Here is a 21,607-nt window from a genome sequence, read left to right on the forward strand (position 1 = left end):
ACTGGATGTTTAAAGCAGTATGAGGTTATAGGTAGTTCGCGTCTACTAGTTCGCTCACTTCAACTTTGCTTACCTCTGCACGAGCTTCAAGCCATTGTGCTACTTGCAACTGTTCTGCTTCTGTTACTGAACGGTAGCGCTCCGTTGCGCACACAAAACCTTCAAACAGCTCAAGGCCACCGCCACCAAAGCACAAACCGATACCATCGATAAAATCAATGAACTCATCGATGAATACATCGTACTGGTCAAAATCAGTAATCGATGTTGTGCAGCTCACTTCAAAACCCAAAATGGCGAATTCACCTAGGTATAGCTTTTTACGTAGACGACGGTTCTTGTTTTCGATTTTATCTAATTTCATAGCATTCTCTCTTGATTGTGTCGCCCATTTCTCATGGGGATATAAGCATTTATACACAGTTGCCTATCAATTCCAAAGAGATTTATAAGGCATTGAGCCCAAAAGCGTAAGAATCATGCTGCAGCAACAAAACCTTAATATAATTTATAAAAATATGTCACTTACTTCCATCAGGATTAGCCTCGTATTGAAACTATTACTCTAATAACCATCTCAACCGCAATAGGAAGTAAGTTCATGAGCAAGGAAACATTCGATAGCCGTCGCTTTAATAATAGTGATAACAAACCCTTTGAAGAAGTGCTAGAAGCGAGCCTATCTCGTCGCAGCATTCTCAAAGGCGGTTTAGGTATCAGTGCAATGACGGCATTTGGTGCTTTCGGCTTAGCAGGTCATAGTGCACCGGCTGCAGCGGCATCTCACGCATCATCAGCAAAGAGCAGCGCACAGCTTGCTTTTGAATCTGTAAAAGGGTCTCTAACCGACAGTGTCGTTGTACCTAAAGGTTACGTAGCACAGGTGCTTGTACCATGGGGAACACCATTAAACGCGCAAGGTAATGCATGGCGTGAAGATGGTAAAAACACTGGCGACGACCAAGCAAACGCACTCGGCATGCACCACGATGGCATGCACTTCTTCCCGCTAGACGGCAACAACAACGATGGCCTACTGGTTATCAACCACGAATACATCGACCAGAAAGCACTGCACCCTAATGGCCCAACATACCAAGATGGCGCTCGCACCAGCATTGATGAAGTGCGTAAAGAGATCAACGCACATGGTGTGAGTGTCGTTCGCGTTAAGCTAGATGGCAATCAATGGGCTATGGTAGACAACGATCCACTAAACCGCCGCTACACAGGTGCGACAACAATGGATCTTTCAGGCCCTGTTGCCCACACAGAGTTAGTGAAAACTAAATACTCTCCCGACGGCAGCCAAGCTCGTGGAACACTAAATAACTGTGGTAATGGCTACACCCCTTGGGGCACATATCTAACATGTGAGGAAAACTGGCCAGGCTACTTTGTTAACAAAGGTCAATCGACCACAGCGCAAGAGCGTATCGGTATTGCAACAGATAAAACACGTTACGGCTGGGATACACTAGCTGGCAGTGCTGAAGAGCGACTAGATGAGTTCGCACGCTTTGATGTAACTCCTAATGGCAAGTCAGCAAAAGATGACTACCGTAATGAGGCACATGGGCACGGCTACATCGTTGAAATCGACCCATATACTGCTAATTCACGTGCGAAGAAGCGTACTGCACTAGGTTGTTTCCGTCACGAAGGCTGTACGTTTGGCAAAGTGACCGAAGGTCAACCAGTTGTATTCTACTCTGGTCATGATTCTCGCTTCGAATATCTTTACAAGTTCGTTTCTGACGCGAAGTGGGATCCAAAAGATGCGAAGCCAGAAAACCGCCTCGTTGCTGGCGACAAATACATGGACAAAGGCACACTCTATGTGGCTCGATTCAATGAAGATGGCACTGGCTCTTGGCTTCCACTAACACTAGACAGCATGGCTGCAAAAGGTGGCAAACTGTCTGACACATTCAACTCTCAAGCTGAGCTGATTGTAAATACTGCTGGCGCCGCTGACCTTGTTGGTGCAACTCCGATGGATCGCCCTGAATGGTGTGCAGTTGACCCAATGACTGGCACGGCTTACCTAACGCTAACCAACAACACTAAGCGTAAAGAAGCGAACTCAGCAAACCCACGCATTAACAACAAATTTGGCCATGTGATCCGTTGGGATGAAGGCAAAACAGCTGATGCGTTCCAATGGGATATCTTTGTGTTCGGTTCACCAGCGGTTTCGGATCCAAAGATCAACCGCTCTGGCCTCAACGACATCAACCAATTCGCGAGCCCAGATGGCTTAGCCTTTGATGGCCGTGGCATTCTTTGGATCCAAACGGATAACGGTGCTGATGAAGTAACCCAATACACTAATGATCAAATGTTGGCTGTTGTTCCGTCTCAGCTAACAGATGACAATGGTGACCATGCCGTTATCAGTGCGGAAAACCAAAGCCAATTGAAGCGTTTCTTTGTTGGTCCAAATGGCTGTGAAGTAACAGGCTTTACCATTAGCCCTGATTACAAGTCACTGTTTGTAAACATTCAGCACCCGGCAAACTGGCCAATGTCTGACGATGCAACCGCTGAGACAAAAGGCAAGGTTCGCCCAAGAGCTGCAACTGTGGTTATCCGTCGTGAAGACGGTGGTGAAATCGCGGTTTAGATACACAATACTAGCGAAGCTCAGTTACCTACGGTTGTCTAGCTAGCGAAAACCAAAAAGAGCGATAAGGCCAAATACCCTATCGCTCTTTTTATATTCTATTCAATCTAAGGTTCAAGTAAGAGTCCGAGCTTTCACATTGCTATTGCTCGTCATCCTAGAGAAGGAGGAACGACTGAGTCGGGGAGCTCTACCCGTTCTTGTCAATCAAAATTAACTCACAAACAACCATACACCAACACCCATCATCAAAGTGCCAGCAATACGGTTCATCAAGCGAACATTATCTGCTTGTCCCAGTAGGTGTTTTAGGCTTTTTCCGCCCGTTGCATATAACGTCATGCAAACAAATTCCGAAACCAAGATAATAGAAACTAAGATAGACAGCTGAGGCACTAACGCCTTAGAGCTATTGATAAACGGTGGCAACAGAGAAATCATGAACGCCCAACCTTTGGGATTCGCGATGGCCGTAACGAAGCCCTGAACCACCAGGTCCCAATCGTTACCTGTTGCTTGGTTTTGATTATCAGTGCTGATCGCCAGTTTACCTTTCGAGCGCCACATTTGAACGCCAAGGTAAAACAGATACGCTGCACCAACGAACTTAAAGCCAGTAAATAACCATGGATAGTTAAGCATAATCGAAGCAATACCCAGTACCGCTGCTACCGAAACAACACCCACGCCAACCAGTTCGCCAGCCATCATCCATAGAGTACGACGATAACCAATACTCATACCGAGCGTAAGCGCTAAGGTCATACACATCCCAGGAGTAATTGAGACAAAGAAAAATGTGGGGATGAAAGCCAAAAGTAGCGCACTATCCATATTGTTACCTTATTGCTTTGTTACTACGTAAAACTAACTATTTCCGATTTAGAAACAGCACGTTGAAAGTGGTGGCTATTGAAGACATCGGGGCGGCAGATGCTGAGTGGTCATTAAATATATGCCGAGCTCATTTATAAACAAGGCCACTGTTGAAACGTAAAAGAGCCACATCACTGTGGCTCTTTCTATCATTAACCGTAGCTTACTTGCGACGGTTCTTGATGCGCTTCATCATTGCTAGACGACGCTCAGCATTCGCTTGGTCTGGCTTTTCTTCGTTCGCATTGTTCTTGCGACCTTGGCGGTTCTTATAAGCCGATTTGGTGTTTAGCTTCTCAATGTAAGCATCGCGCTTTTTAGGCTCGTAACCAGGTTGCTCTACGCGACGAATGCGTTGTTGAATCAGTTTCTCTACTTGTACAACCGTCAGCTCTTCTTCACGGTTAACAAAAGAAACAGCGTGACCTTGTTTACCTGCACGGCCAGTACGACCAATTCGGTGAACGTAGTCTTCTGCTAGGAATGGCATGTCGTAGTTGATTACGTGTGGTAAGTCTTCGATATCTAGACCACGAGCTGCAACGTCTGTTGCTACCATTACACGAGCTTTACCTTCTTTGAAATCATCCAGCGCACGACGACGAGCACTCTGTGCTTTATCACCGTGACACAACACAGCTTTAATACCGTCAAGCTTAAGCTCTTTAACGACTTCGTTTGCTGTCTCTTTGTAGTTCACAAACACAAGTACTTGGCGCCAGTTTTTACGGCCAATCAGCTCAGAAAGCAATTCAGTTTTACGCTCTTGGTCTACAGGGTAAACCACGTGACCAACCGTCGCAGCTGTTGAGTTTTCACGCTCTACGCTAATGCGCTTTGGCTTACGCAGAATATCCACAGATAGCTGGTTTAACTGAGTTGATGTTGTCGCTGAGAACATCATAATTTGAGGTGATGTTTCAACATCCATCATGATCTTGCGAACCGCATTGATGAAACCCATATCTAGAATACGGTCTGCTTCATCAAAAACTAGGAACTCAAGGTTAGAGATAGAGACATTACCCTCTTCTAGGTGCTCTTCAAGACGACCCGGAGTTGCAACAAGAATATCCACACCCAGATCTAACTGGCGAACCTGTGATGACATCTTGTTACCGCCATAAACCGCCGCTACGCTCAGCTCTGTGTACTTAACGTAATCTTTGATGTTCTGTGCGATTTGAGCAACCAGTTCACGTGTTGGCGCAAGGATCAAAGCGCGAGCTGTACCGCGTGATGCTTTGTTGCCGCTGTTCAACAAATGCTGAATGACAGGTAATGAAAACGCAGCTGTTTTGCCCGTACCCGTTTGTGCCGTAGCAAAAATATCATGGCCTTTACGCGCCATTGGGATCGCTTTTTGTTGAATAGGTGTGAGTTTTTCATAACCACACTCAGTCAGCGCTTTTACGAGTTCAGGAGCAAAACCTTGAGAGGAAAATGACATTGTTACGAGTTCCTTAAGCAGACAGCCTACATTTTTATTTCAGCCGAGCACTATAAAGTAATTAGAGTGATTTATCTCACATTTATCGTGATATAACGCAAATTTTATCACTCTAATTGACACTTATTGAGCTTGGAGCCCAACAAGTGCCATCTTTTACTACTTCAGGCCACAAAGTTTGAGCAATACCTGTTCAAGGTCTGCCCACGGCATGAGTTGCGAATCAATCACTTCAAGGCGAGATTCAAAGCCATCTAAGCTGATTTCATTAACCGATACCACTTGGTTAGCCACATTAAATGCGAAACAGCCTTGATCTGTATTGACTACCGCTTTTACCCTTTCAGCTTGCAGTGCCGAGAGCATAGAAAACAGCTGGTCGAAATCAAATTTGTGCTCAGCACCAAACAACCAACCGCAGCTAAAGTAGCCCTGCCCTTTGTTCTCTTTGCGAATGAAATCTTCACCCGGTGGAAGCTCAAACTGAGGCTCTTGTTCAGCATGTTCATGATGATGTGCTTCAATTCCAAACGATGCACCACCTCGAACACGTTCGATGTCTAACACTTCAAGCGGCACTTCGCCATCATGGATCAGTTTATGGAATACCTTGGCCGGAGATTGATTCGTTACCCAGTCATTAAAGGTATCGATATCTTCAGAGTGAACAAGGTCCACTTTAGTGCCAATAATCACATCTGCACTGTCTAACTGGTCGTTAAAGTTTTGATTCGATGTGTACTTTTCATCTGAAAGATAACGCGGGTCAACCAAACCTAATGTCGCCTTTAGGTCAACATAAGGTGTGTATTGTTCAGAAGTTAATGTGGCAATAACTTGTTTAGGGTGACCCAGGCCAGTTGGCTCAATTAGGAGGCGATCTGGCTTTTGACGAAGTAATGCATTAATTCCAACAGACATAGGAACACCTGCCGTACAACACATACATCCACCAGGGACCTCTTTGATCAACGCACCCTGATCAGTCATCAGTGCGCCATCGATACCGATTTCGCCAAATTCGTTAACCAATACCGCCCAGTTTTCGTTCTCTGGTTTGTTCTTCAGCAAGTTTAAAATCGCGGTCGTTTTACCCACCCCGAGAAAGCCAGTAATAATATTGGTAGGAACTCTGTTCGTCATAGTCCATTCTCCTTTTTTTAGGAGTATATACCGAATATCAAAGGTTTGTCCGCATCGGATTTATGACGACTAGAAAGGAATAAAAGTAGATTTAGGGAAGCGTATTACAAGAGTTTCAAATCTGGATGCAATGACGTGGGTTGGAGTTCAAAATTTATGCTAGCCCAAACAGACTAAAGGCGCACTTCGGTAGCGCGCCTTACCCTCGTTACTCAATCGTGAGTTCGCGAATCAGGAAGTCTTGTCATCGACCTGAACATTTAACGAGGAACTAGAAAATTTCTTTTTTTGAATCCATCCAAATTGTGTGTAAAACCTCACATCTCCTTGCGGTTCGTTATGTTGCTTTACAATTTAACTATGGTTCATTTTTGCAGTAATTCAAGTCGCCACTATAGATTCGACCAAATTTGTGACGACGATTCCACAGTATTGGCTATAGTTCTTATTTATGTCGCACGCTACTTTCATAAATGGAATTCAACTTTGCATCTTTGTTGCTATAGGATAAGTAACGGAGGCGTATAATTTACGACAATCCCACCGCACCAACTCAGGAACCCAGTTTCAATGACTAACAGAGAGAAAATAAAGCAATCCTTTTTAGCGAAAATGCCAAGGGATGCTATCAACCAATTTCTCTCCAGAGACAAAACCCCGGCATCTGTTTTAGTTCTCTCTTGTATTGTCGGTATTCTTGCGGGTTTAGTTGGTACCTATTTTGAAGTTGCGGTTCATTTCATCACAGAAACTCGTACTGATTGGCTAAAAGATGAAATTGGAAGCTATCTACCGCTTTGGCTAGCCGCATTTCTTATTAGTGCAGCCTTTGCTTTCATTGGCTATTTTCTTGTCCACCGTTTTGCCCCAGAAGCCGCAGGATCCGGTATTCCTGAAATTGAAGGAGCAATGGACGGCATGCGTCCTGTGCGTTGGTGGCGAGTGCTTCCAGTCAAGTTCTTTGGTGGTATGGGCGCTCTTGGTTCAGGCATGGTGTTAGGTCGTGAAGGTCCTACAGTACAAATGGGTGGCAGCATCGGTCGTATGGTCACTGATATCTTTCGTGTAAAAGATGACGACAGCCGCCACTCTTTGCTTGCTTCTGGTGCCGCAGGTGGTTTAGCCGCTGCATTCAATGCACCCTTAGCTGGGATCATGTTCGTTGTTGAAGAGATGCGACCGCAGTTTCGTTACTCACTCATTTCTATCAAGGCCGTGATCATTTCTGCGGTTTCAGCCAACATCGTGTTTCGCTCTATCAACGGGCAGTCGGCTGTTATCACCATGCCCCAATATCAACCACCTGAGCTAAGTGCATTATGGCTATTCCTGTTACTAGGCGTGCTGTTCGGGATTTTTGGCGTAATTTTCAATAAGCTGATCACCCTTTCACAAGACATGTTTGTCGCAATACACAAAAACGACCGCAAACGCTACTTAATGACGGGTACTCTGCTTGGCGGTTGTTTTGGCTTATTGCTTCTCTATATTCCAGAGCTAACTGGCGGTGGTATTGGTATTATCCCTAATGTCACCCATGGTGATTACAGTACCAACGTGCTGTTACTTATCTTCTTGGGACGTGTGCTTACCACCCTACTCTGTTTCGGCTCTGGTGCACCGGGCGGTATCTTTGCCCCGATGCTTGCACTTGGCACACTCTTTGGTTACGCATTTGGACTTATCGCTTCGGCCCTCTTTCCTGAACTCAATATCGATCCGGGCATGTTTGCGATTGCAGGTATGGGGGCACTATTTGCAGCAACTGTACGCGCCCCGATAACAGGGATTTTATTGGTTATCGAAATGACCAATAACTACTATCTGATATTACCGTTGATCATCACTTGCCTAGGCGCCGTAATCATTGCTCAGGTGTTGGGCGGCCAGCCAATTTACAGCCAACTACTGAACCGCACATTAAAAAATGAGAAATTAAGACAACAAGATCTTCCGCAACAAGAGGAAGTACGTTAGTAACAAAAGACTCATGAAACAAAAGCACACATTCAACGTGCTTAGTGTCCCGATTTCGCATCAAAATCAAAAAAGCAAACGTTAATCTTGATATCATCCACTCAAAATTAGTTGAGCCCTCTTAACATCTATTGAGAGCACAACTATACGCTCTAACTAGAGCAATAAGTCTAATATTTAATATGTAACTTAAGGTGGAACAAGTCGTTGAACTGGAGAAGATTAACCCAAGTAAAAAATGTGCCGCCGTCTCAGGCGTCGTTAGCACTTGGCGTTATTGGGCTAGGACAAGCATGGGCTCTATATATTCCGGGGATTGGTGAAATCGTTCGTCCCTACCTCGCTTCAGTTGGCGCACTACTGTTAGTCCCTGTTTTACTTCGTTATCTCACAAGTTTTAATACCTTCATCAACGACATTCGCCACCCGTTAAGTGGAAGCTTGATGGCCCCTATGAGCATGGCGCTGTTGATCTTGTGTGACTACCTAGCCGAGATATTACCGATCATCGCCTACCCTATCTGGTTCTGTGCCCTATTGCTTCACTTTACTATGATGGTGTTGTTCTTTAGTTTTCAGATCATCAACTTTAAAATGTCAAACATCGTTCCAAGCTGGTTCTTGTATCCAGTAGGTTTGATCAGTAGCTCGTTAGCGGGTACACAATTTGGGCACACGGTATTTTCAGAAACACTCGCAGCGACCTGTATCGGTATCTACTTCTTCTTACTTCCAGTAGTGCTGTATCGTTTGGTGTTTGAGGGGAACTTGCCTCGTAGAGCAAGACCTACACTGGCAATCATGGCAGCGCCGGTGAACTTGTCACTAGCGGCTTACTTAGTTAATTTCGACCACCCAGATCCAATTCTTACAGGCGCTTTAGCGGGTATCGCCATTACCATGACGCTGCTAATCTACCTGTGTTACATCCGCTTGATGAGATTGAAGTTTCAGCCTTCCATCGCGGCGGTAACCTTTCCATCAGTGATCAGTGCGATCGCTATGCATCGATTAACGACCTTTTTCGGGGCCGAGTATCCACAGTGGTACTGGTTACATAAATTTGGTTTCTTCGAACTCACCATTGCAACCATTTTAGTCATTTGGGTTGCAGGAGGTTACGTAAAAATGTACTGGCCAGAATTGTTCAATCCCAGGCAACTCATGAAAAAAGCGAAATAAGCCATTGTATTGCGGGATAATCACGTCTCGAACTTACGACCATCTTTTTTAAGTAACTAATAAGAAAAGACTAGAAGCGCTAAGAGAGAAGAGAGTGGCACATCCATGTGCCTAGGTGTATGTGTTGTGTTTGTTGTTCAAATGCTAATTGATTTTAATCGGTAGTTAGCATTTCAGGTGGATGCTAGTAAATGCGTTGGTTTTTATCGTTTTTTCGATTTTTGCTTTGTGATTAACCGTGCGCTGAAATGGGTGCTTACGTGGAAAAGATAAGTAGTACCCTTGATACAAATTGGAGCCGTATGCCTTTGCCAATTCCAGCTGCTCAATACACTCAATGCCCTCATAAATCAGCATCGTGTTTTTTAATCCGCAAATCACTTTCAGCTCTTCTAATTCTTCCGTTAACCCAACCTGGCTCGCCACCAACAGTTCTCTGCTTACTTTGATATAGTCCGGACTGATCGCTGCAACCCTTGAGAAACCGGACCACCCCGTACCAAAGTCATCAACTGCAAGTGACACGCCCTGAGAGCGGATTTTATTAATACCATCGTAAAAGTTAGTAATCTCATCGATTGGGCAATAATCCTCAACTATCTCAACTACGATCTGCTCTAGTTTGATACCTGTTGTCAGAATATGCTTAACGCAATCATTGATTAAACTGTCTTGCTTAGACAAAGCTCTAAAGAAACATGGGCTAAAGTTTAAAAACAGTTTGGTTTCTTCGTTGTATATCTCCGACTCAATGAAGCCTCGAATGTGCATTACATTGATTGCAAATTTAACTTTAAACTCGAGGTCATCATCCAGCTTCTCTAGAAAATTAAATAGCTTTTTAGGACTGACACCCTCACCATTTTTCGTTGCTCGACAAAGAGCTTCGTAGCCGTGAATTACCCCCTCTTCGGTTTTGATTTCTTGGTAAACGCTCTGTATTTTGTATCCCAGTATCTGTATTTCAAGAACCTGTTCATCTTGGTTATAAGTGATCATTTTCTGTCTCATTTTTACTTATTTGCAAGCAAATTTACTAATTTTAATTCGAACCACTTATTGAGTTGTTTTGAATGAATATGTGTCCAATATTCATTTTATGTGGCAAAAACAGTATACGGCAGCCAAAAAGGTGCAACTAGTGACACATAGAGAGGATTGAATTAGCGTCACAAAGGATACATCTCTTACATAAACTTACCCAGATCAATTGATTTACCGAATTGATTGGCTATTTAGGCAAACCTGTATTTACTAAAACTTTATTTGAAGAAATAAAAAATAGAAAAGGACACAACTTACGCAAAATTAGAGTTAAAACTCTATGAATTGCGCAATATCTCGGCAATTACATGCGCTTACATATAGAGTATTGTAAAGCACACCAATAGAAGAGTTGATCTTTTGAGGCTTTACTTAGACCGCACCCTCAAATTAACAGCATGATGTATAAGGATATTTTAGTCCTAAATATAATTTCTTTGCTCTTCTGATCGATATCATTATATGGAATAGAGCTCACCTGAAACTCAAACAAGTCCGCTTTATGAAGTTCGCTTAATGTACTGTTATCGTTCTAATGGCTGAGTTCACAATAGATCTCCAGTAGCGACTGCCTAATCCGCCACTTCACGATCAAAAAAGGCCCCACAAACGTGAGGCCTCGTAACGATAAGTTAGGATTCAATCTAAAACTGAGAGTGAGGTCCAAACACTTCGTAGTGTACTCGAGAGCGATCGATGTTCAGCGCATCCAGCTGTTCAACGATATTCTTCATAAAGCCAACTGGGCCACAGATGTAAAAATCGCTGTCTTCGAAGCCTGCAGCTTCGCTCACTTGAGATAAGTTCATCTGGCCTTCCAACACGTTTTCGCAGTCCGTTGAAGGCTTGTTCATGTACCACGTTTTTGCTGACCAACCTTTATCAGCAACAATATCAGACACACGTTGGGTAAATGAATGCTGCTCTACTTTTTCACATGCGTGAAGGTACAGAACTGGCTCGTTTTTCTGCTGTTTGCTTAAGTACTCCAGCATAGATTGCATTGGAGTAACACCCACACCTGCAGAGATCAATGTTACTGGCTTTTGACGCTCTTGATAGAAGAAGTCGCCCGCTGGTGCGTAAAGCTTCACTTCATCGCCCACCTCTACAGAGTTATGTAGGTGATTTGAAACGAGACCTGAGAACTGACCGCCCTCACCTTCACGTTTAACCGAAATACGGTAAGTTTCACCGTTTGGTGTATCTGAAAGCGAGTACTGACGAATTTCATTATTCGACGCACCTTCAGGTTTCACTTCAATACCGATGTATTGACCCGGTACGTAATCTAATACTGGACCATTGTCTTTAGGCTTGAATACAAAGCTCTTAACCAGATCAGATTCTACAATCTTTTGCTCTACAACAAAGGTTCTCGCGGCTTCCCAACCACCCACGGCCAGTTTACGCTGTAGGTAAAGCTCACCTTCACGATCAATAAAAATTTGAGCAAGGAAAAGATACGCAGCCGTCCACGCCTCTTCAACTTCTGGTGTAAACGCTTCAGTGGCTAACTCACGTAATGTTTCAATGAGATGGTGGCCAACAATTTGGTAATGTTCTGGTTGGATATTAAAGCTGGTGTGTTTTTGAGCGATGCGTTCAACAGCACCTTGCAGCGCCGCTAAATTTTCAATGTTCTTTGCATAAGCAGCAATAGCCTCAAACAGCGCAACACCTTGGCGTCCAGTTTGTTGATGAGTCATATTGAAAATGTCTTTCAACTCTGGATTGTGAGAAAACATACGTTGATAAAAGTGTGTTGTTAACGCTGGGCCAGCACTCTCAAGTAGTGGGATCGTAGACTTGATGATATCGATATGTACATTGTTAAGCATGAATTTACTCCGAACACTGAGCCTTGTGACATGTGTGTCACTTTGACTACCTTTAAAAAATAAGAATGACTGTTCGACTTTCTGAGATCTAAGTTATTTTGACTTGTTTTTATTTCAAAAAATCACAAAAACCAATTAATAAACATCGATTGATTGAGATCAAAAATGCATCAATAAATCATTGGTATAATTAGCCTTCGATGTCTCTTTTGCACATTCAGTGCCAACTTTCCCAACTCCCGTCATCACTAGCTTTCGAGCAAAAATACACTTTATAAAAATGTCAAAAAGACCTTTTATTTGAGTCATTAAGACTCTATCATGTACATAAACCCACGCAGTTAGAGTGAATCATGCAAGATATCTCCGCATCAACCCTTATGGAAATGACCATCGGCCTTGCCAGTGGTGTTAACGACCAAGACCGCTTCAATCGCCTTATTGATGCGATTCGTAAGACGATTACCTGTGACTGTGTGGCGTTATTGAGTCTCCAAGGCGATACGCTGGTACCTATTGCTATGCAAGGTCTCAGTCGAGACACTTTCGGACGCCGCTTCATCATTTCAGAGCACCCACGTTTTGATGCAATTTGTGCTTCTAAAACTCCTGTTCGCTTCGACTCTGATAGCACGCTGCCTGACCCGTTCGACGGTCTGCTGATCGATCATGATGGCGATCTTCCAATGCACGCTTGTATGGGGCTACCACTTCTTTTTGGCGACAAACTGCTTGGCGTTCTTACCTTAGATAGTCTTACGCCAGATGTTTTCGCTAACATTCCAGCGCGCAACTTAGAGGTATTGGCAGCCATCGCCGCTTCAACCATGCAGATGGCTCTTACCTTCTCTCAACTAGAAAGCCAAGCTAAACAGTCAAAACAGCTATTAGAAGAGCTTAATGAAGAAGCTTGGGAACGCGAAGGTGGAGAGCTCATTGGTAAAAGCGACACCATGATGGCTCTGAAAAACGACATCGCAGTCGTTGCTCCTTCCGAGTTTAATATCCTCATCCATGGTGAAACCGGTGTTGGTAAAGAACTGGTTGCTCGAACGTTACATCATCAATCTGCACGTAAACGCAAGCCGTTGGTCTATGTAAACTGCGCGGCTATACCTGAAAATTTAGTTGAAAGTGAACTGTTCGGCCATGTACGTGGCGCATTTACTGGTGCTGACAAAAATCGCTCTGGTAAGTTTGCTTTGGCAGATGGCGGCACACTGTTCTTAGATGAGATTGGCGAGCTGCCCCTAGCCGCGCAAAGTAAACTGTTGCGTGCGCTACAAAATAATGAGATTCAGCCTGTCGGCCAAGACAACATTCAAACCATTGATGTTCGTGTACTTGCTGCAACTAACCGTGATTTAAAACAAGAAGTCGAAGATGGCAACTTTAGAGCAGACTTATACCACCGACTGAGTGTTTACCCTATCGCTGTGCCAGCGCTTCGTGAACGCGGGGATGACACTAGCCTGCTAGCGGGATTCTTCTTAGAGCAAGCTCGACGCAAGCTGGGTATTAATCAGATCAAATTCCGCTCTGATGTGTTGGTATTCCTGAATCGTTATAACTGGCCAGGTAACGTACGTGAGCTTGAACACGTAATCAGCCGTTCGGCACTCAAAGCGTTAGCAAGAAGCACCAACAAACGTTTAGTGACCATCACTAAAGAAGATTGTGGGCCGCTGGATCAAGAGCTCGCGCTCAATTCACCCGCTTCCAATACACAAGGTCAAGGCTCAATGGCAGCGCCTGAAATTGACCTATCGGAAGGTTTGCGCGGTGCAACAGAAGATTTCCAAAGAACCATCATTACTGATGTTCTCGAACAAGCGAACTTCAACTGGGCTCAAGCCGGTAGAACACTAAAAACCGACAGGGCTAACTTAACTCGCCTTGCTAAGCGATTAGGTCTTAATGTCGCCAAGTCGCACAGTATTGAACGAACGAAATAGAGTTTCACAATTGTTACGAGCATCTTTCTAGACTTGTGTATATAATGCTGCGAATTGTAATCCTAATTGTGAAAATATAGAGATAATTATGAAGTTTATCCGTTGGTTCCTAGGCCGCATCATTTTGCTACTTAACTTTGTATTTACGCCGCGTGGCGTTAAACGCTCAGCTGAAGATCAATCTAAAGTTGATGAACAAGCAAAGAGCTACGCTCTGTATCAATTCGAAGCTTGTCCGTTCTGTGTAAAAGTGCGTCGAGCAATGAAGCGTCAATCTGTAAAAATTGAGCTGCGTGATGCGAAAAATAACGATCAACACCGCGCTGAACTTGAAGCTGGTGGTGGTCGAGTGAAAGTACCATGCCTTCGCATTGAGAAAGACGGAAAAACGGAATGGATGTACGAATCTTCAGACATCGTTGCATACCTAGAAAAGAACTTCGCTTAACTCTTTCTCCGAGTAGCAGTTGTTCTCCAAGTAACATGTGTTCTTCAAGTAACAACTACTCTTGAAAGCCAGAATCAAAAAATCCCTCGTCGTTGAGGGATTTTTTATATCTGTGTGTAGGTGGTGGTAGTTGGACTATTTAGCAACGATCAGCATCAACTCCACTCGTCGATTACACGCTTTGCCCTGAGAAGACGTGTTGGTACATGCTGGAACATATTCACCGAAGCCACGCGTATAGATAGATTGACTCGATACGTAATTGCGCTCCAATCTCGCTTTCACCTCTTTCGCTCGCTGCTCTGAGAGAGGATCGTTAATTTGGTCGTTACCCGTGTTATCGGTATGCCCTTCAATGACGATATCGATGTCCGAACGCTGTGAAAGATAGCTACCTAACGTATCTAACCAGTGATCATTCACAGGAGCCGGAATTGCCGAACCGGTTTTAAAGTTCACGTGATGGTTCAATTTCACCATTACGTGATTACCAGGTAGCACTTCGTAATCAATGCGATTTTGTCTGAGGAAGACTTCAAGCGGGTCATCGGTAGAAATGCCTACGCCGTAATTGGTGGTGATGGTTTTCTGTGAAGAGTTTTGTGCTTGACGGTAATTGGTCACAACACGTGTCTCTTGTACAACGCCCCACTCAGGGTACATCACATCGTAGTCAGTTTGTGGTGCGGTCTCCAACATATTACCGCCCAGCATTGCCATCGAGTCGGTTGCTTCACACCCTACCAACGCCAAACTGCAAATCAGTGCTAAATACTTCATTAATTCATCCACCACGTAAACGTATTACTTCTACCAAACACTATATCGGCCGCTTTGCTATAACTTTAGCCCAAACGTACGATACTTTTGAATAAGGCTTGAGCAAACTATGGGAGTAATAACTTCTACCGTCATGCGGGAGTGCTCCAAGCAAAAAGTGTTATAGATCACAGTTAACAGTGAATTGGCTGCTCACTGCTCAACACATCGACCTGTTTGCATTTAATTACTTTATAATTGTTTTCCTATTCCCACTAAATCGTTAGAATTCACCGACTTTTTAACGCTAGAGTAAATTATATGTTCAAGCCATTTACCCAATTATTTGTTGCTCTTATCGCCGCAGTAACCCTAGCTGGTTGTAGTGAAAGCAATGAGCCGCAAGCCGGCGTTCAATACGAAGCGCTTCCTGTTGCGCTAACCGAATACGATCTATCTCCAGTGACAGAAATCTTTTCGCTTAACTGTGGCCACTGCCGCACTATGGAGAGCGCGATTCCTGAGATCGAATCACTGACTAACCAGAAGATTGGTAAGGTACACGTTACCTTTAATGAAAGCGCTCAAATCAGCGCAATGATCTTTTACACTGCCGTAATGCAGTTGAATGACACGCCAGACCATGCCTTCATGGAAGACCTATTTGCCGCTGTACAGATGGGTGGCGACGCAACACCAGAAGCTCGCCAGCAAGCTCTGGAAACGGCGTTTACTTCTCGCGGTTTAGTAAGCCCATACCAACTAGAAAAAGAGCAGCAAGTTGCACTGTTTGAGTACGTGCAAAAAGCCGAAGAGATCTCTGTAAAAGGTCAGATCAACTCAGTACCGACCTTCATAGTTAACGGTAAATACCAAGTACTGACTGCGGGTCATCAAGACTTGGAAGGTATCGGCAAAACCATCAACTTCCTTTTGACTCAGCCTTAATGGTTGATTTTCAATAACAAATTATTTTTATAAATAGGTTTCAATATGTCTAAATTTGTCATTCCAATTATTGTATTCATCATGGCTGGTTTCATGATTTACCGTACTTGGACTAACCACAAAGCTGGTTCTGAGAACTTCGAACAAGGCCAACAATTCCTTATCGAAAATGGTAAAAAAGCGGGCGTTGTAACGACAGAGAGCGGCCTGCAGTACCTAGTACTTGAAGAAGGTACGGGTACAGAACACCCAACGAAGAACAGCCAAGTTACGGTTCATTACCACGGCACTCTGATCGACGGTACAGTTTTCGATAGCTCAGTAGAGCGTGGTGAGCCGATCACATTTGCACTTAAGCAAGTAATCAAAGGCTGGCAGGAAGGTCTAACTTACATGGTTGAGGGCCAAAAAGTTCGCCTTTTTATTCCTAGCACGCTTGGCTACGGCAAAGGCGGTACAGGTCCAATCCCACCTTCAGCAACTCTGATCTTCGACGTAGAGCTACTATCAATCAAGTAACCTACTAACGAAACAGTGACAGCCCTGCCAAGTAATGCAGGGCTTTTTTATGCCAATCAGTAACCAACCCTCATCCCGATTTTTTGTCAGCCTCTGACCCAATCATAGATAGAGTCAACCAAAAACAACCAACTAGACGACTGGTCTAATTTTATTTATAGTATCGCCATGAATCAGAAAACAAACGACACACGCCTACACATTTTAGATGTCGGCTACGAGCTTATCGTCAATCAGGGTTTTACGGCTGTGGGGTTATCTCAACTGCTTAAGGCTGCTGATGTTCCAAAAGGCTCTTTTTATCACTACTTCAAATCAAAAGAAGCTTTTGGTGAGGCCTTGATTGAGCACTACTTTGATAGTTACTTAACAAGAATTGAGTCTATCTTGGTATACGGGCAAGGTGATCATGCAGAGCGGCTGCTCGATTATCTATCTCGCTGGCGTGATACGCAAAACGGTGTTTGCAACGCTCACAAATGTTTGGTTGTGAAGCTCTCAGCAGAGGTATCCGATCTTTCTGATTCAATGCGACTCGCTTTGCAAAAAGGTGCTGACAGTGTGGTTCAGCAAATGGCCACGTGTTTAGAAAATGGCGTTAAAGAAGGTTCTATCACTTCGATGGACCACCAACAAGTTGCTAAGAATCTATACTCGCTCTGGTTAGGCGCTAGTCTTTTAAGCAAGTTGAGCCAAAGTCCAGACACGTTAGACAGTGCTTTTGACGAGACAAAACGTATCATCGCACTAGCTTAGTCACTCAAATGACACGAACATAACAACGACTCTCCCGCCTCAGTAACAAAGGCGGGATTTTTAGAAATCAAAACTAGACGACTGGTCTAATATTTAACAGCGATCATTAAGGATATCCAATGACTGATAACAACAGAAGAATCGTGCTCGCCTCTCGCCCCGTTGGCGCACCTACGCAAGACAACTTTCGACTAGAAACCACCGCAGTGCCAAGCATTAAAAATGGCGAGGTTCTACTACGTTCTATTTACCTATCACTTGATCCGTACATGCGTGGTCGAATGAATGACGCAAAATCCTATGCAGAACCGGTAGCGATTGATGAAGTGATGGTTGGCGCAACAGTCTGCCAAGTAGAACAGTCACAGCATTCAGATTATCAAGTTGGCGAATGGGTATTGGCATATACCGGTTGGCAAGATTACGGCGTTTCGAACGGTGAAGGCTTAGTAAAACTGGGCATGGAACCGAGCCACCCTTCTTTCGCCCTCGGCATCATGGGTATGCCAGGTTTCACCGCTTACATGGGCTTGCTCGATATCGGTCAGCCAAAAGAAGGCGACACTCTTGTAGTTGCAGCGGCTACAGGGCCAGTAGGCGCAACCGTGGGTCAGATTGGTAAGCTTAAAGGCTGCCGAGTTATTGGTGTTGCTGGCGGAGAAGAAAAGTGTCGCCATGCTAAAGAAGTACTTGGTTTTGATGAGTGTATCGACCACAAAGCAGATGACTTTGCAGAACAGCTAGCCGCAGCTTGCGACAAAGGCATTGATGTCTACTTCGAAAATGTGGGCGGAAAAGTCTTCGATGCGGTTATGCCATTGCTAAACACAGGTGCGCGCATACCTGTTTGTGGCCTGATCTCTCAATACAACGCAACATCACTTCCAGCCGGTCCTGATCGCATGTCGGCACTGATGGGAATGCTGCTAGTGAAGCGCATTAAGATGCAAGGGTTCATTATTTTTGATGACTACGCACACCGTTACAACGAGTTCGCGACTCAAATGGCAGAATGGCTAGCACAAGGCAAGATTCAATACAAAGAACAAGTGGTTGAAGGATTTGAGAATGCGCCTCAAGCCTTTATGGGGCTTCTAAAAGGTGAGAACTTCGGAAAACTCGTCATCAAAACTAATCAAGCAAAATAGGCAATAACTATGATTACTCTACACCACTTAAACAAGTCTCGCTCAAAGCGAATCATCTGGCTACTTGAAGAGCTGGGCGTTGATTACCAGATCAAGCCATACTTGCGTGATTCCGTGTCGTTTCTCGCGCCACCTGAATTAAAATCTGTTCACCCTCTCGGCAAATCACCTGTAATCGAAGATCAAGACATGATCATTACTGAGTCGGGCGCCATTACGGATTACCTCATTGAAACATACGGTAATGGCCGTTTTGCACCACAAAGAGGGACTAGAGAGCACCTCGAATATAATCAGTGGCTTCATTTTGCTGAAAGCTCAGGTATTCTGCCGCTTCTGCTTAAGATCTTTGTAGCAAAAGACGGCTGTGAAACCAACTTCTTGGCACAATATGCTGAAGACGAAAACAGTAAGATCATGGCTTACTTAGAGCAATCGCTTGAAGGAAAGAGCTACCTTGTAGGAGAGACGCTTACCGGTGCAGACTTTATGATGTCATTTATTGTCGAAGCGATGGATAACTTTGGTGCATCACACGCCTACCCTAACCTTGTCGCTTACACTGAGCGCCTTAAGTCTCATCCAAGTTTCCAAAAAGCGGATGAGATCGAGCAAAAACACGGCTAGTTAACCACTACCTCGAAGCCAAAGTACCTTTTAGCGCTGCTTTGGCTTCTCATTTGACTTCATTTCGTCAACAATACCGAGCTCTATCGTTCGTCAAAGAGTTCACCCTATGCCACAGCGTCTTTTGCACTTCACGCCACTGCCTACAGATCCGGCTGACCACTACACACTACCAAATCGTTTTACGTTCCCTTATTACTACACACCTCATAAAACGTGTGAGCTGGCGATGCTCGATTTGCAATCACGTCTACAAGTAGCTGGCGTTGACACAGACTCTTTTGGTCAGCTCTATGCTGTATTGCTTACGCAAAACTCAGCTACAGGTGAACTTGGCTATTTGGCGGCTCATGGAGGGTTAGCGCTTGATGAAAGCATTGTTGCACCGCTTTCTTCAATTGAATTTGTGCCCTCTGCTTTTGAGAAAACCCAATACGAACTAGAGTGCCGTAGTTTAATCGACCAAGTTACAGAGCAAGCTAAACAGATCGAGAATTTCGAACAACGCCATAATCTTGCTGAGCTAAATGCCAAACTCGAATCATCTAAAGAACAAGCTGCAACGGAAATTGCCAACTTCCAAAAACAAATGGCAAATAACAAAGCGGAACGAGACGTTCTTCGTGCTAGCTATGAATCTTCAATTCAGGAAATCCCAGATGCTTCTGGGCACACTACTAAAGGTAGTGACCTTCTTAAGCAGTTAGGGGCAGCGAGTAGCCAAGAGAAGCGTGATCTCAAGGCTTTGAGAATTCAATGGAAACAAGCGATCGCTGAGCTGCAATCAAACATAAATACAATAGACACCACCCTGCGCGATCAACGCCAGCAATATTCTGAACTTTCGACGCAACTAGAAGAACAGCGCTTGTCGCATTATCACTTTCTCAATGCGAACAATCAGACCAAATCATTGTTGGAACTTTTGAACGGTAAAGAGGCTCTAGAGGGGTCTGGTGATTGCTGCCTACCAAAACTTCTAAATTTCGCCTTTAAACACAACCTAAAACCACTTGCTCTTGCCGAGTTCTGGTGGGGTCGTCAACCGCGTCAAGAAATACGTCAGCATGGCAATTTATACCCAGTTTGTCAGAGCCGAAGTTTCGAAATTCTGGAGCATCAACTTGAAGGCATCGAGTTAGAAGATAACCCTCTAATCGTGAACCCAGCAGTTGGTAAGCATTTCGATATTGTTTATGAAGACAAAGAGATTGTTGTGGTAAATAAGCCTGCAGAATTCCTGTCTGTTCCAGGTAAATTTATCGAGGACTCCGTCTACTCTCGGATTAAAGCGCGATACCCAGACGCAACGGGACCACTCATCATACATCGCCTAGATATGTCGACTTCAGGTTTATTGATCCTTGCACTCACAGCGGAATCAAACCGTCATATCCAAAAGCAATTTATTGAGCGGACTGTCGAGAAACGCTATACCGCCTTACTTGATGGGGAAATCAACGGTGAAGGGGGGGATATCAGCCTGCCATTACGAGGCGATATCACCGACCGCCCAAGACAGTTGGTTTGTCATCAATACGGGAAAAAAGCGGAAACCCATTGGCAAGTGGTACGTCGAGGTGACGGCAAGACCAAGGTTCACCTCTACCCTAAAACAGGACGAACGCATCAACTTCGTGTTCATTGTGCTCACCCTGATGGTCTAGGCACTCCAATTACGGGCGATGACCTGTACGGCTATAAACGCGACCGCCTCCATTTACATGCGGGCTACTTAAAACTGGTGCATCCAACAACTGGGGAGTGGATCGAATTCGAAGTACCCAGCGAGTTCTAACAAATTCAGTGACTTGTCTTATTGATTCTGCTCCTAATGAAGCAGCGTAATCAATGGATAAGCAACATAACTTGATAACGAAAGCGTCGCCATGGCAGGTACACCCGCCTGCCATGAGTCAAAGCGTAAATGAAAGAATATCGCGCCGATTGAAACTACAGCCAATAACAACGCCCCCAAAGACACAACTAACTCAGGTACCCATCCAACCAAACCCAATAGCAAAGACATCGCGCCTGCAAACTCTAAAACTCCAACTAGAAACATGATTTGTCTGTTTAGACCATAGCTCTTAAAAAACGCCAACTGAGTTTCAAACACCTTTTTCTGCCACCCTAACGTCTTAATTGAACTCGCCAACATAAAAAACATGATCAATACAATACTCTCTATGTTCATGATACTACCCACCTTGTTCATTTCTGTTTTCTAAAACACTGACGACATTTGAGCATTCTTAACCAACTAGTTAAATGCTAATATTTAGATAGTTAAGATTCCCAAATGGAA

19 protein-coding genes are annotated in these 21,607 nt (G+C 44.3%); 11 read left to right on the forward strand and 8 right to left on the reverse strand.

Going from position 1 to position 21,607, the window contains the following annotated elements; translation table 11 throughout:
* Nucleotides 1-25: 25 nt before the first annotated feature.
* Nucleotides 26-364, reverse strand: a complete 339-nt coding sequence (locus tag AC6R05_RS01640) for a YggL 50S ribosome-binding family protein (RefSeq protein WP_032552676.1) — start codon at nucleotides 362-364, stop codon at nucleotides 26-28.
* Nucleotides 365-601: 237 nt separating this feature from the next.
* Between AC6R05_RS01640 and AC6R05_RS01645 the strand changes: the two genes are divergently transcribed.
* Entirely contained in the window at nucleotides 602-2,626 is a 2,025-nt protein-coding gene (locus tag AC6R05_RS01645; RefSeq protein WP_500646375.1) for a PhoX family protein, read from the forward strand.
* 213 nt (nucleotides 2,627-2,839) lie between these two features.
* Here the strand turns inward: AC6R05_RS01645 and AC6R05_RS01650 are convergent, their stop codons facing one another.
* The 3 genes from AC6R05_RS01650 to AC6R05_RS01660 form a co-directional block, all read right to left on the reverse strand.
* A complete protein-coding gene (locus tag AC6R05_RS01650; RefSeq protein ID WP_150869687.1) occupies nucleotides 2,840-3,460 on the reverse strand; it encodes a LysE family translocator in 621 nt (206 codons plus the stop codon).
* 205 nt (nucleotides 3,461-3,665) lie between these two features.
* Nucleotides 3,666-4,952, reverse strand: coding sequence for a DEAD/DEAH box helicase (locus tag AC6R05_RS01655; RefSeq protein ID WP_032552679.1), 1,287 nt, complete (start codon nucleotides 4,950-4,952; stop codon nucleotides 3,666-3,668).
* A 159-nt stretch (nucleotides 4,953-5,111) separates the two neighbouring features.
* Nucleotides 5,112-6,095 (reverse strand): CobW family GTP-binding protein, encoded by a 984-nt coding sequence (locus tag AC6R05_RS01660; RefSeq protein ID WP_032552680.1) that lies wholly within the window; start codon nucleotides 6,093-6,095, stop codon nucleotides 5,112-5,114.
* A gap of 570 nt (nucleotides 6,096-6,665) precedes the next feature.
* Between AC6R05_RS01660 and clcA the strand changes: the two genes are divergently transcribed.
* Both clcA and AC6R05_RS01670 read left to right on the forward strand, forming a co-directional pair.
* Nucleotides 6,666-8,072, forward strand: a complete 1,407-nt coding sequence (gene clcA, locus AC6R05_RS01665; RefSeq protein ID WP_500646376.1) for a H(+)/Cl(-) exchange transporter ClcA — start codon at nucleotides 6,666-6,668, stop codon at nucleotides 8,070-8,072.
* Between the two features lie 207 nt (nucleotides 8,073-8,279).
* Nucleotides 8,280-9,254, forward strand: a complete 975-nt coding sequence (locus AC6R05_RS01670) for a TDT family transporter (RefSeq protein ID WP_500646377.1) — start codon at nucleotides 8,280-8,282, stop codon at nucleotides 9,252-9,254.
* A 165-nt stretch (nucleotides 9,255-9,419) separates the two neighbouring features.
* Here the strand turns inward: AC6R05_RS01670 and AC6R05_RS01675 are convergent, their stop codons facing one another.
* Nucleotides 9,420-10,253, reverse strand: coding sequence for an EAL domain-containing protein (locus tag AC6R05_RS01675; RefSeq protein WP_152469626.1), 834 nt, complete (start codon nucleotides 10,251-10,253; stop codon nucleotides 9,420-9,422).
* A 689-nt stretch (nucleotides 10,254-10,942) separates the two neighbouring features.
* Nucleotides 10,943-12,139, reverse strand: coding sequence for an NO-inducible flavohemoprotein (gene hmpA / locus AC6R05_RS01680; protein ID WP_150896540.1), 1,197 nt, complete (start codon nucleotides 12,137-12,139; stop codon nucleotides 10,943-10,945).
* A gap of 353 nt (nucleotides 12,140-12,492) precedes the next feature.
* Here hmpA and norR point away from each other — a divergent pair, with 353 nt between their 5' ends.
* Nucleotides 12,493-14,094 (forward strand): nitric oxide reductase transcriptional regulator NorR, encoded by a 1,602-nt coding sequence (norR, locus tag AC6R05_RS01685; protein ID WP_032552685.1) that lies wholly within the window; start codon nucleotides 12,493-12,495, stop codon nucleotides 14,092-14,094.
* 88 nt (nucleotides 14,095-14,182) lie between these two features.
* Nucleotides 14,183-14,542, forward strand: coding sequence for a glutaredoxin family protein (locus tag AC6R05_RS01690; RefSeq protein WP_032552686.1), 360 nt, complete (start codon nucleotides 14,183-14,185; stop codon nucleotides 14,540-14,542).
* A 135-nt stretch (nucleotides 14,543-14,677) separates the two neighbouring features.
* Here AC6R05_RS01690 and AC6R05_RS01695 read toward each other — a convergent pair whose 3' ends face one another.
* Nucleotides 14,678-15,322 carry an OmpA family protein gene (locus tag AC6R05_RS01695; protein ID WP_150869692.1) on the reverse strand — a complete coding sequence of 215 codons (645 nt, stop codon included), beginning with the start codon at nucleotides 15,320-15,322 and terminating at the stop codon, nucleotides 14,678-14,680.
* A gap of 300 nt (nucleotides 15,323-15,622) precedes the next feature.
* On the opposite strand from AC6R05_RS01695, the gene AC6R05_RS01700 reads away from it, so the two are divergent.
* The 6 genes from AC6R05_RS01700 (at nucleotide 15,623) to AC6R05_RS01725 (ending at nucleotide 21,097) form a co-directional block, all read left to right on the forward strand.
* Complete coding sequence (locus AC6R05_RS01700; protein ID WP_150869693.1) at nucleotides 15,623-16,249, forward strand: thiol:disulfide interchange protein DsbA/DsbL; 627 nt, start codon at nucleotides 15,623-15,625, stop codon at nucleotides 16,247-16,249.
* 45 nt (nucleotides 16,250-16,294) lie between these two features.
* Entirely contained in the window at nucleotides 16,295-16,768 is a 474-nt protein-coding gene (gene bamJ / locus AC6R05_RS01705) for a BamJ family beta-barrel-assembly machinery protein (RefSeq protein ID WP_032552689.1), read from the forward strand.
* A gap of 168 nt (nucleotides 16,769-16,936) precedes the next feature.
* Nucleotides 16,937-17,524, forward strand: coding sequence for a TetR/AcrR family transcriptional regulator (locus AC6R05_RS01710; protein ID WP_500646378.1), 588 nt, complete (start codon nucleotides 16,937-16,939; stop codon nucleotides 17,522-17,524).
* Nucleotides 17,525-17,643: 119 nt separating this feature from the next.
* Complete coding sequence (gene curA / locus AC6R05_RS01715) at nucleotides 17,644-18,672, forward strand: NADPH-dependent curcumin/dihydrocurcumin reductase (protein ID WP_500646379.1); 1,029 nt, start codon at nucleotides 17,644-17,646, stop codon at nucleotides 18,670-18,672.
* A 9-nt stretch (nucleotides 18,673-18,681) separates the two neighbouring features.
* Nucleotides 18,682-19,299 carry a glutathione S-transferase family protein gene (locus AC6R05_RS01720; protein ID WP_500646380.1) on the forward strand — a complete coding sequence of 206 codons (618 nt, stop codon included), beginning with the start codon at nucleotides 18,682-18,684 and terminating at the stop codon, nucleotides 19,297-19,299.
* Nucleotides 19,300-19,408: 109 nt separating this feature from the next.
* Nucleotides 19,409-21,097 (forward strand): RluA family pseudouridine synthase, encoded by a 1,689-nt coding sequence (locus AC6R05_RS01725; protein WP_500646381.1) that lies wholly within the window; start codon nucleotides 19,409-19,411, stop codon nucleotides 21,095-21,097.
* A 33-nt stretch (nucleotides 21,098-21,130) separates the two neighbouring features.
* Here the strand turns inward: AC6R05_RS01725 and AC6R05_RS01730 are convergent, their stop codons facing one another.
* The gene (locus AC6R05_RS01730; protein WP_500646382.1) at nucleotides 21,131-21,496 is read right to left on the reverse strand and encodes a DoxX family protein; all 366 of its coding nucleotides are present in this window, start codon (nucleotides 21,494-21,496) and stop codon (nucleotides 21,131-21,133) included.
* Between the last annotated feature and the right edge of the window lie 111 nt (nucleotides 21,497-21,607).

The organism is Vibrio sp. R11-SG3-ISO9, from assembly GCF_059834255.1.

Excerpts from the sequence above, each read along its gene's own strand:
- AC6R05_RS01640 (WP_032552676.1), bottom strand. The coding sequence starts at position 364 with ATGAAATTAGATAAAATCGAAAACAAGAACCGTCGTCTACGTAAAAAG.
- AC6R05_RS01645 (WP_500646375.1), top strand. The coding sequence starts at position 602 with ATGAGCAAGGAAACATTCGATAGCCGTCGCTTTAATAATAGTGATAAC.
- AC6R05_RS01650 (WP_150869687.1), bottom strand. The coding sequence starts at position 3,460 with ATGGATAGTGCGCTACTTTTGGCTTTCATCCCCACATTTTTCTTTGTC.
- AC6R05_RS01655 (WP_032552679.1), bottom strand. The coding sequence starts at position 4,952 with ATGTCATTTTCCTCTCAAGGTTTTGCTCCTGAACTCGTAAAAGCGCTG.
- AC6R05_RS01660 (WP_032552680.1), bottom strand. The coding sequence starts at position 6,095 with ATGACGAACAGAGTTCCTACCAATATTATTACTGGCTTTCTCGGGGTG.
- clcA (WP_500646376.1), top strand. The coding sequence starts at position 6,666 with ATGACTAACAGAGAGAAAATAAAGCAATCCTTTTTAGCGAAAATGCCA.
- AC6R05_RS01675 (WP_152469626.1), bottom strand. The coding sequence starts at position 10,253 with ATGATCACTTATAACCAAGATGAACAGGTTCTTGAAATACAGATACTG.
- hmpA (WP_150896540.1), bottom strand. The coding sequence starts at position 12,139 with ATGCTTAACAATGTACATATCGATATCATCAAGTCTACGATCCCACTA.
- norR (WP_032552685.1), top strand. The coding sequence starts at position 12,493 with ATGCAAGATATCTCCGCATCAACCCTTATGGAAATGACCATCGGCCTT.
- AC6R05_RS01690 (WP_032552686.1), top strand. The coding sequence starts at position 14,183 with ATGAAGTTTATCCGTTGGTTCCTAGGCCGCATCATTTTGCTACTTAAC.
- AC6R05_RS01695 (WP_150869692.1), bottom strand. The coding sequence starts at position 15,322 with ATGAAGTATTTAGCACTGATTTGCAGTTTGGCGTTGGTAGGGTGTGAA.
- AC6R05_RS01700 (WP_150869693.1), top strand. The coding sequence starts at position 15,623 with ATGTTCAAGCCATTTACCCAATTATTTGTTGCTCTTATCGCCGCAGTA.
- bamJ (WP_032552689.1), top strand. The coding sequence starts at position 16,295 with ATGTCTAAATTTGTCATTCCAATTATTGTATTCATCATGGCTGGTTTC.
- AC6R05_RS01710 (WP_500646378.1), top strand. The coding sequence starts at position 16,937 with ATGAATCAGAAAACAAACGACACACGCCTACACATTTTAGATGTCGGC.
- curA (WP_500646379.1), top strand. The coding sequence starts at position 17,644 with ATGACTGATAACAACAGAAGAATCGTGCTCGCCTCTCGCCCCGTTGGC.
- AC6R05_RS01720 (WP_500646380.1), top strand. The coding sequence starts at position 18,682 with ATGATTACTCTACACCACTTAAACAAGTCTCGCTCAAAGCGAATCATC.
- AC6R05_RS01725 (WP_500646381.1), top strand. The coding sequence starts at position 19,409 with ATGCCACAGCGTCTTTTGCACTTCACGCCACTGCCTACAGATCCGGCT.
- AC6R05_RS01730 (WP_500646382.1), bottom strand. The coding sequence starts at position 21,496 with ATGAACATAGAGAGTATTGTATTGATCATGTTTTTTATGTTGGCGAGT.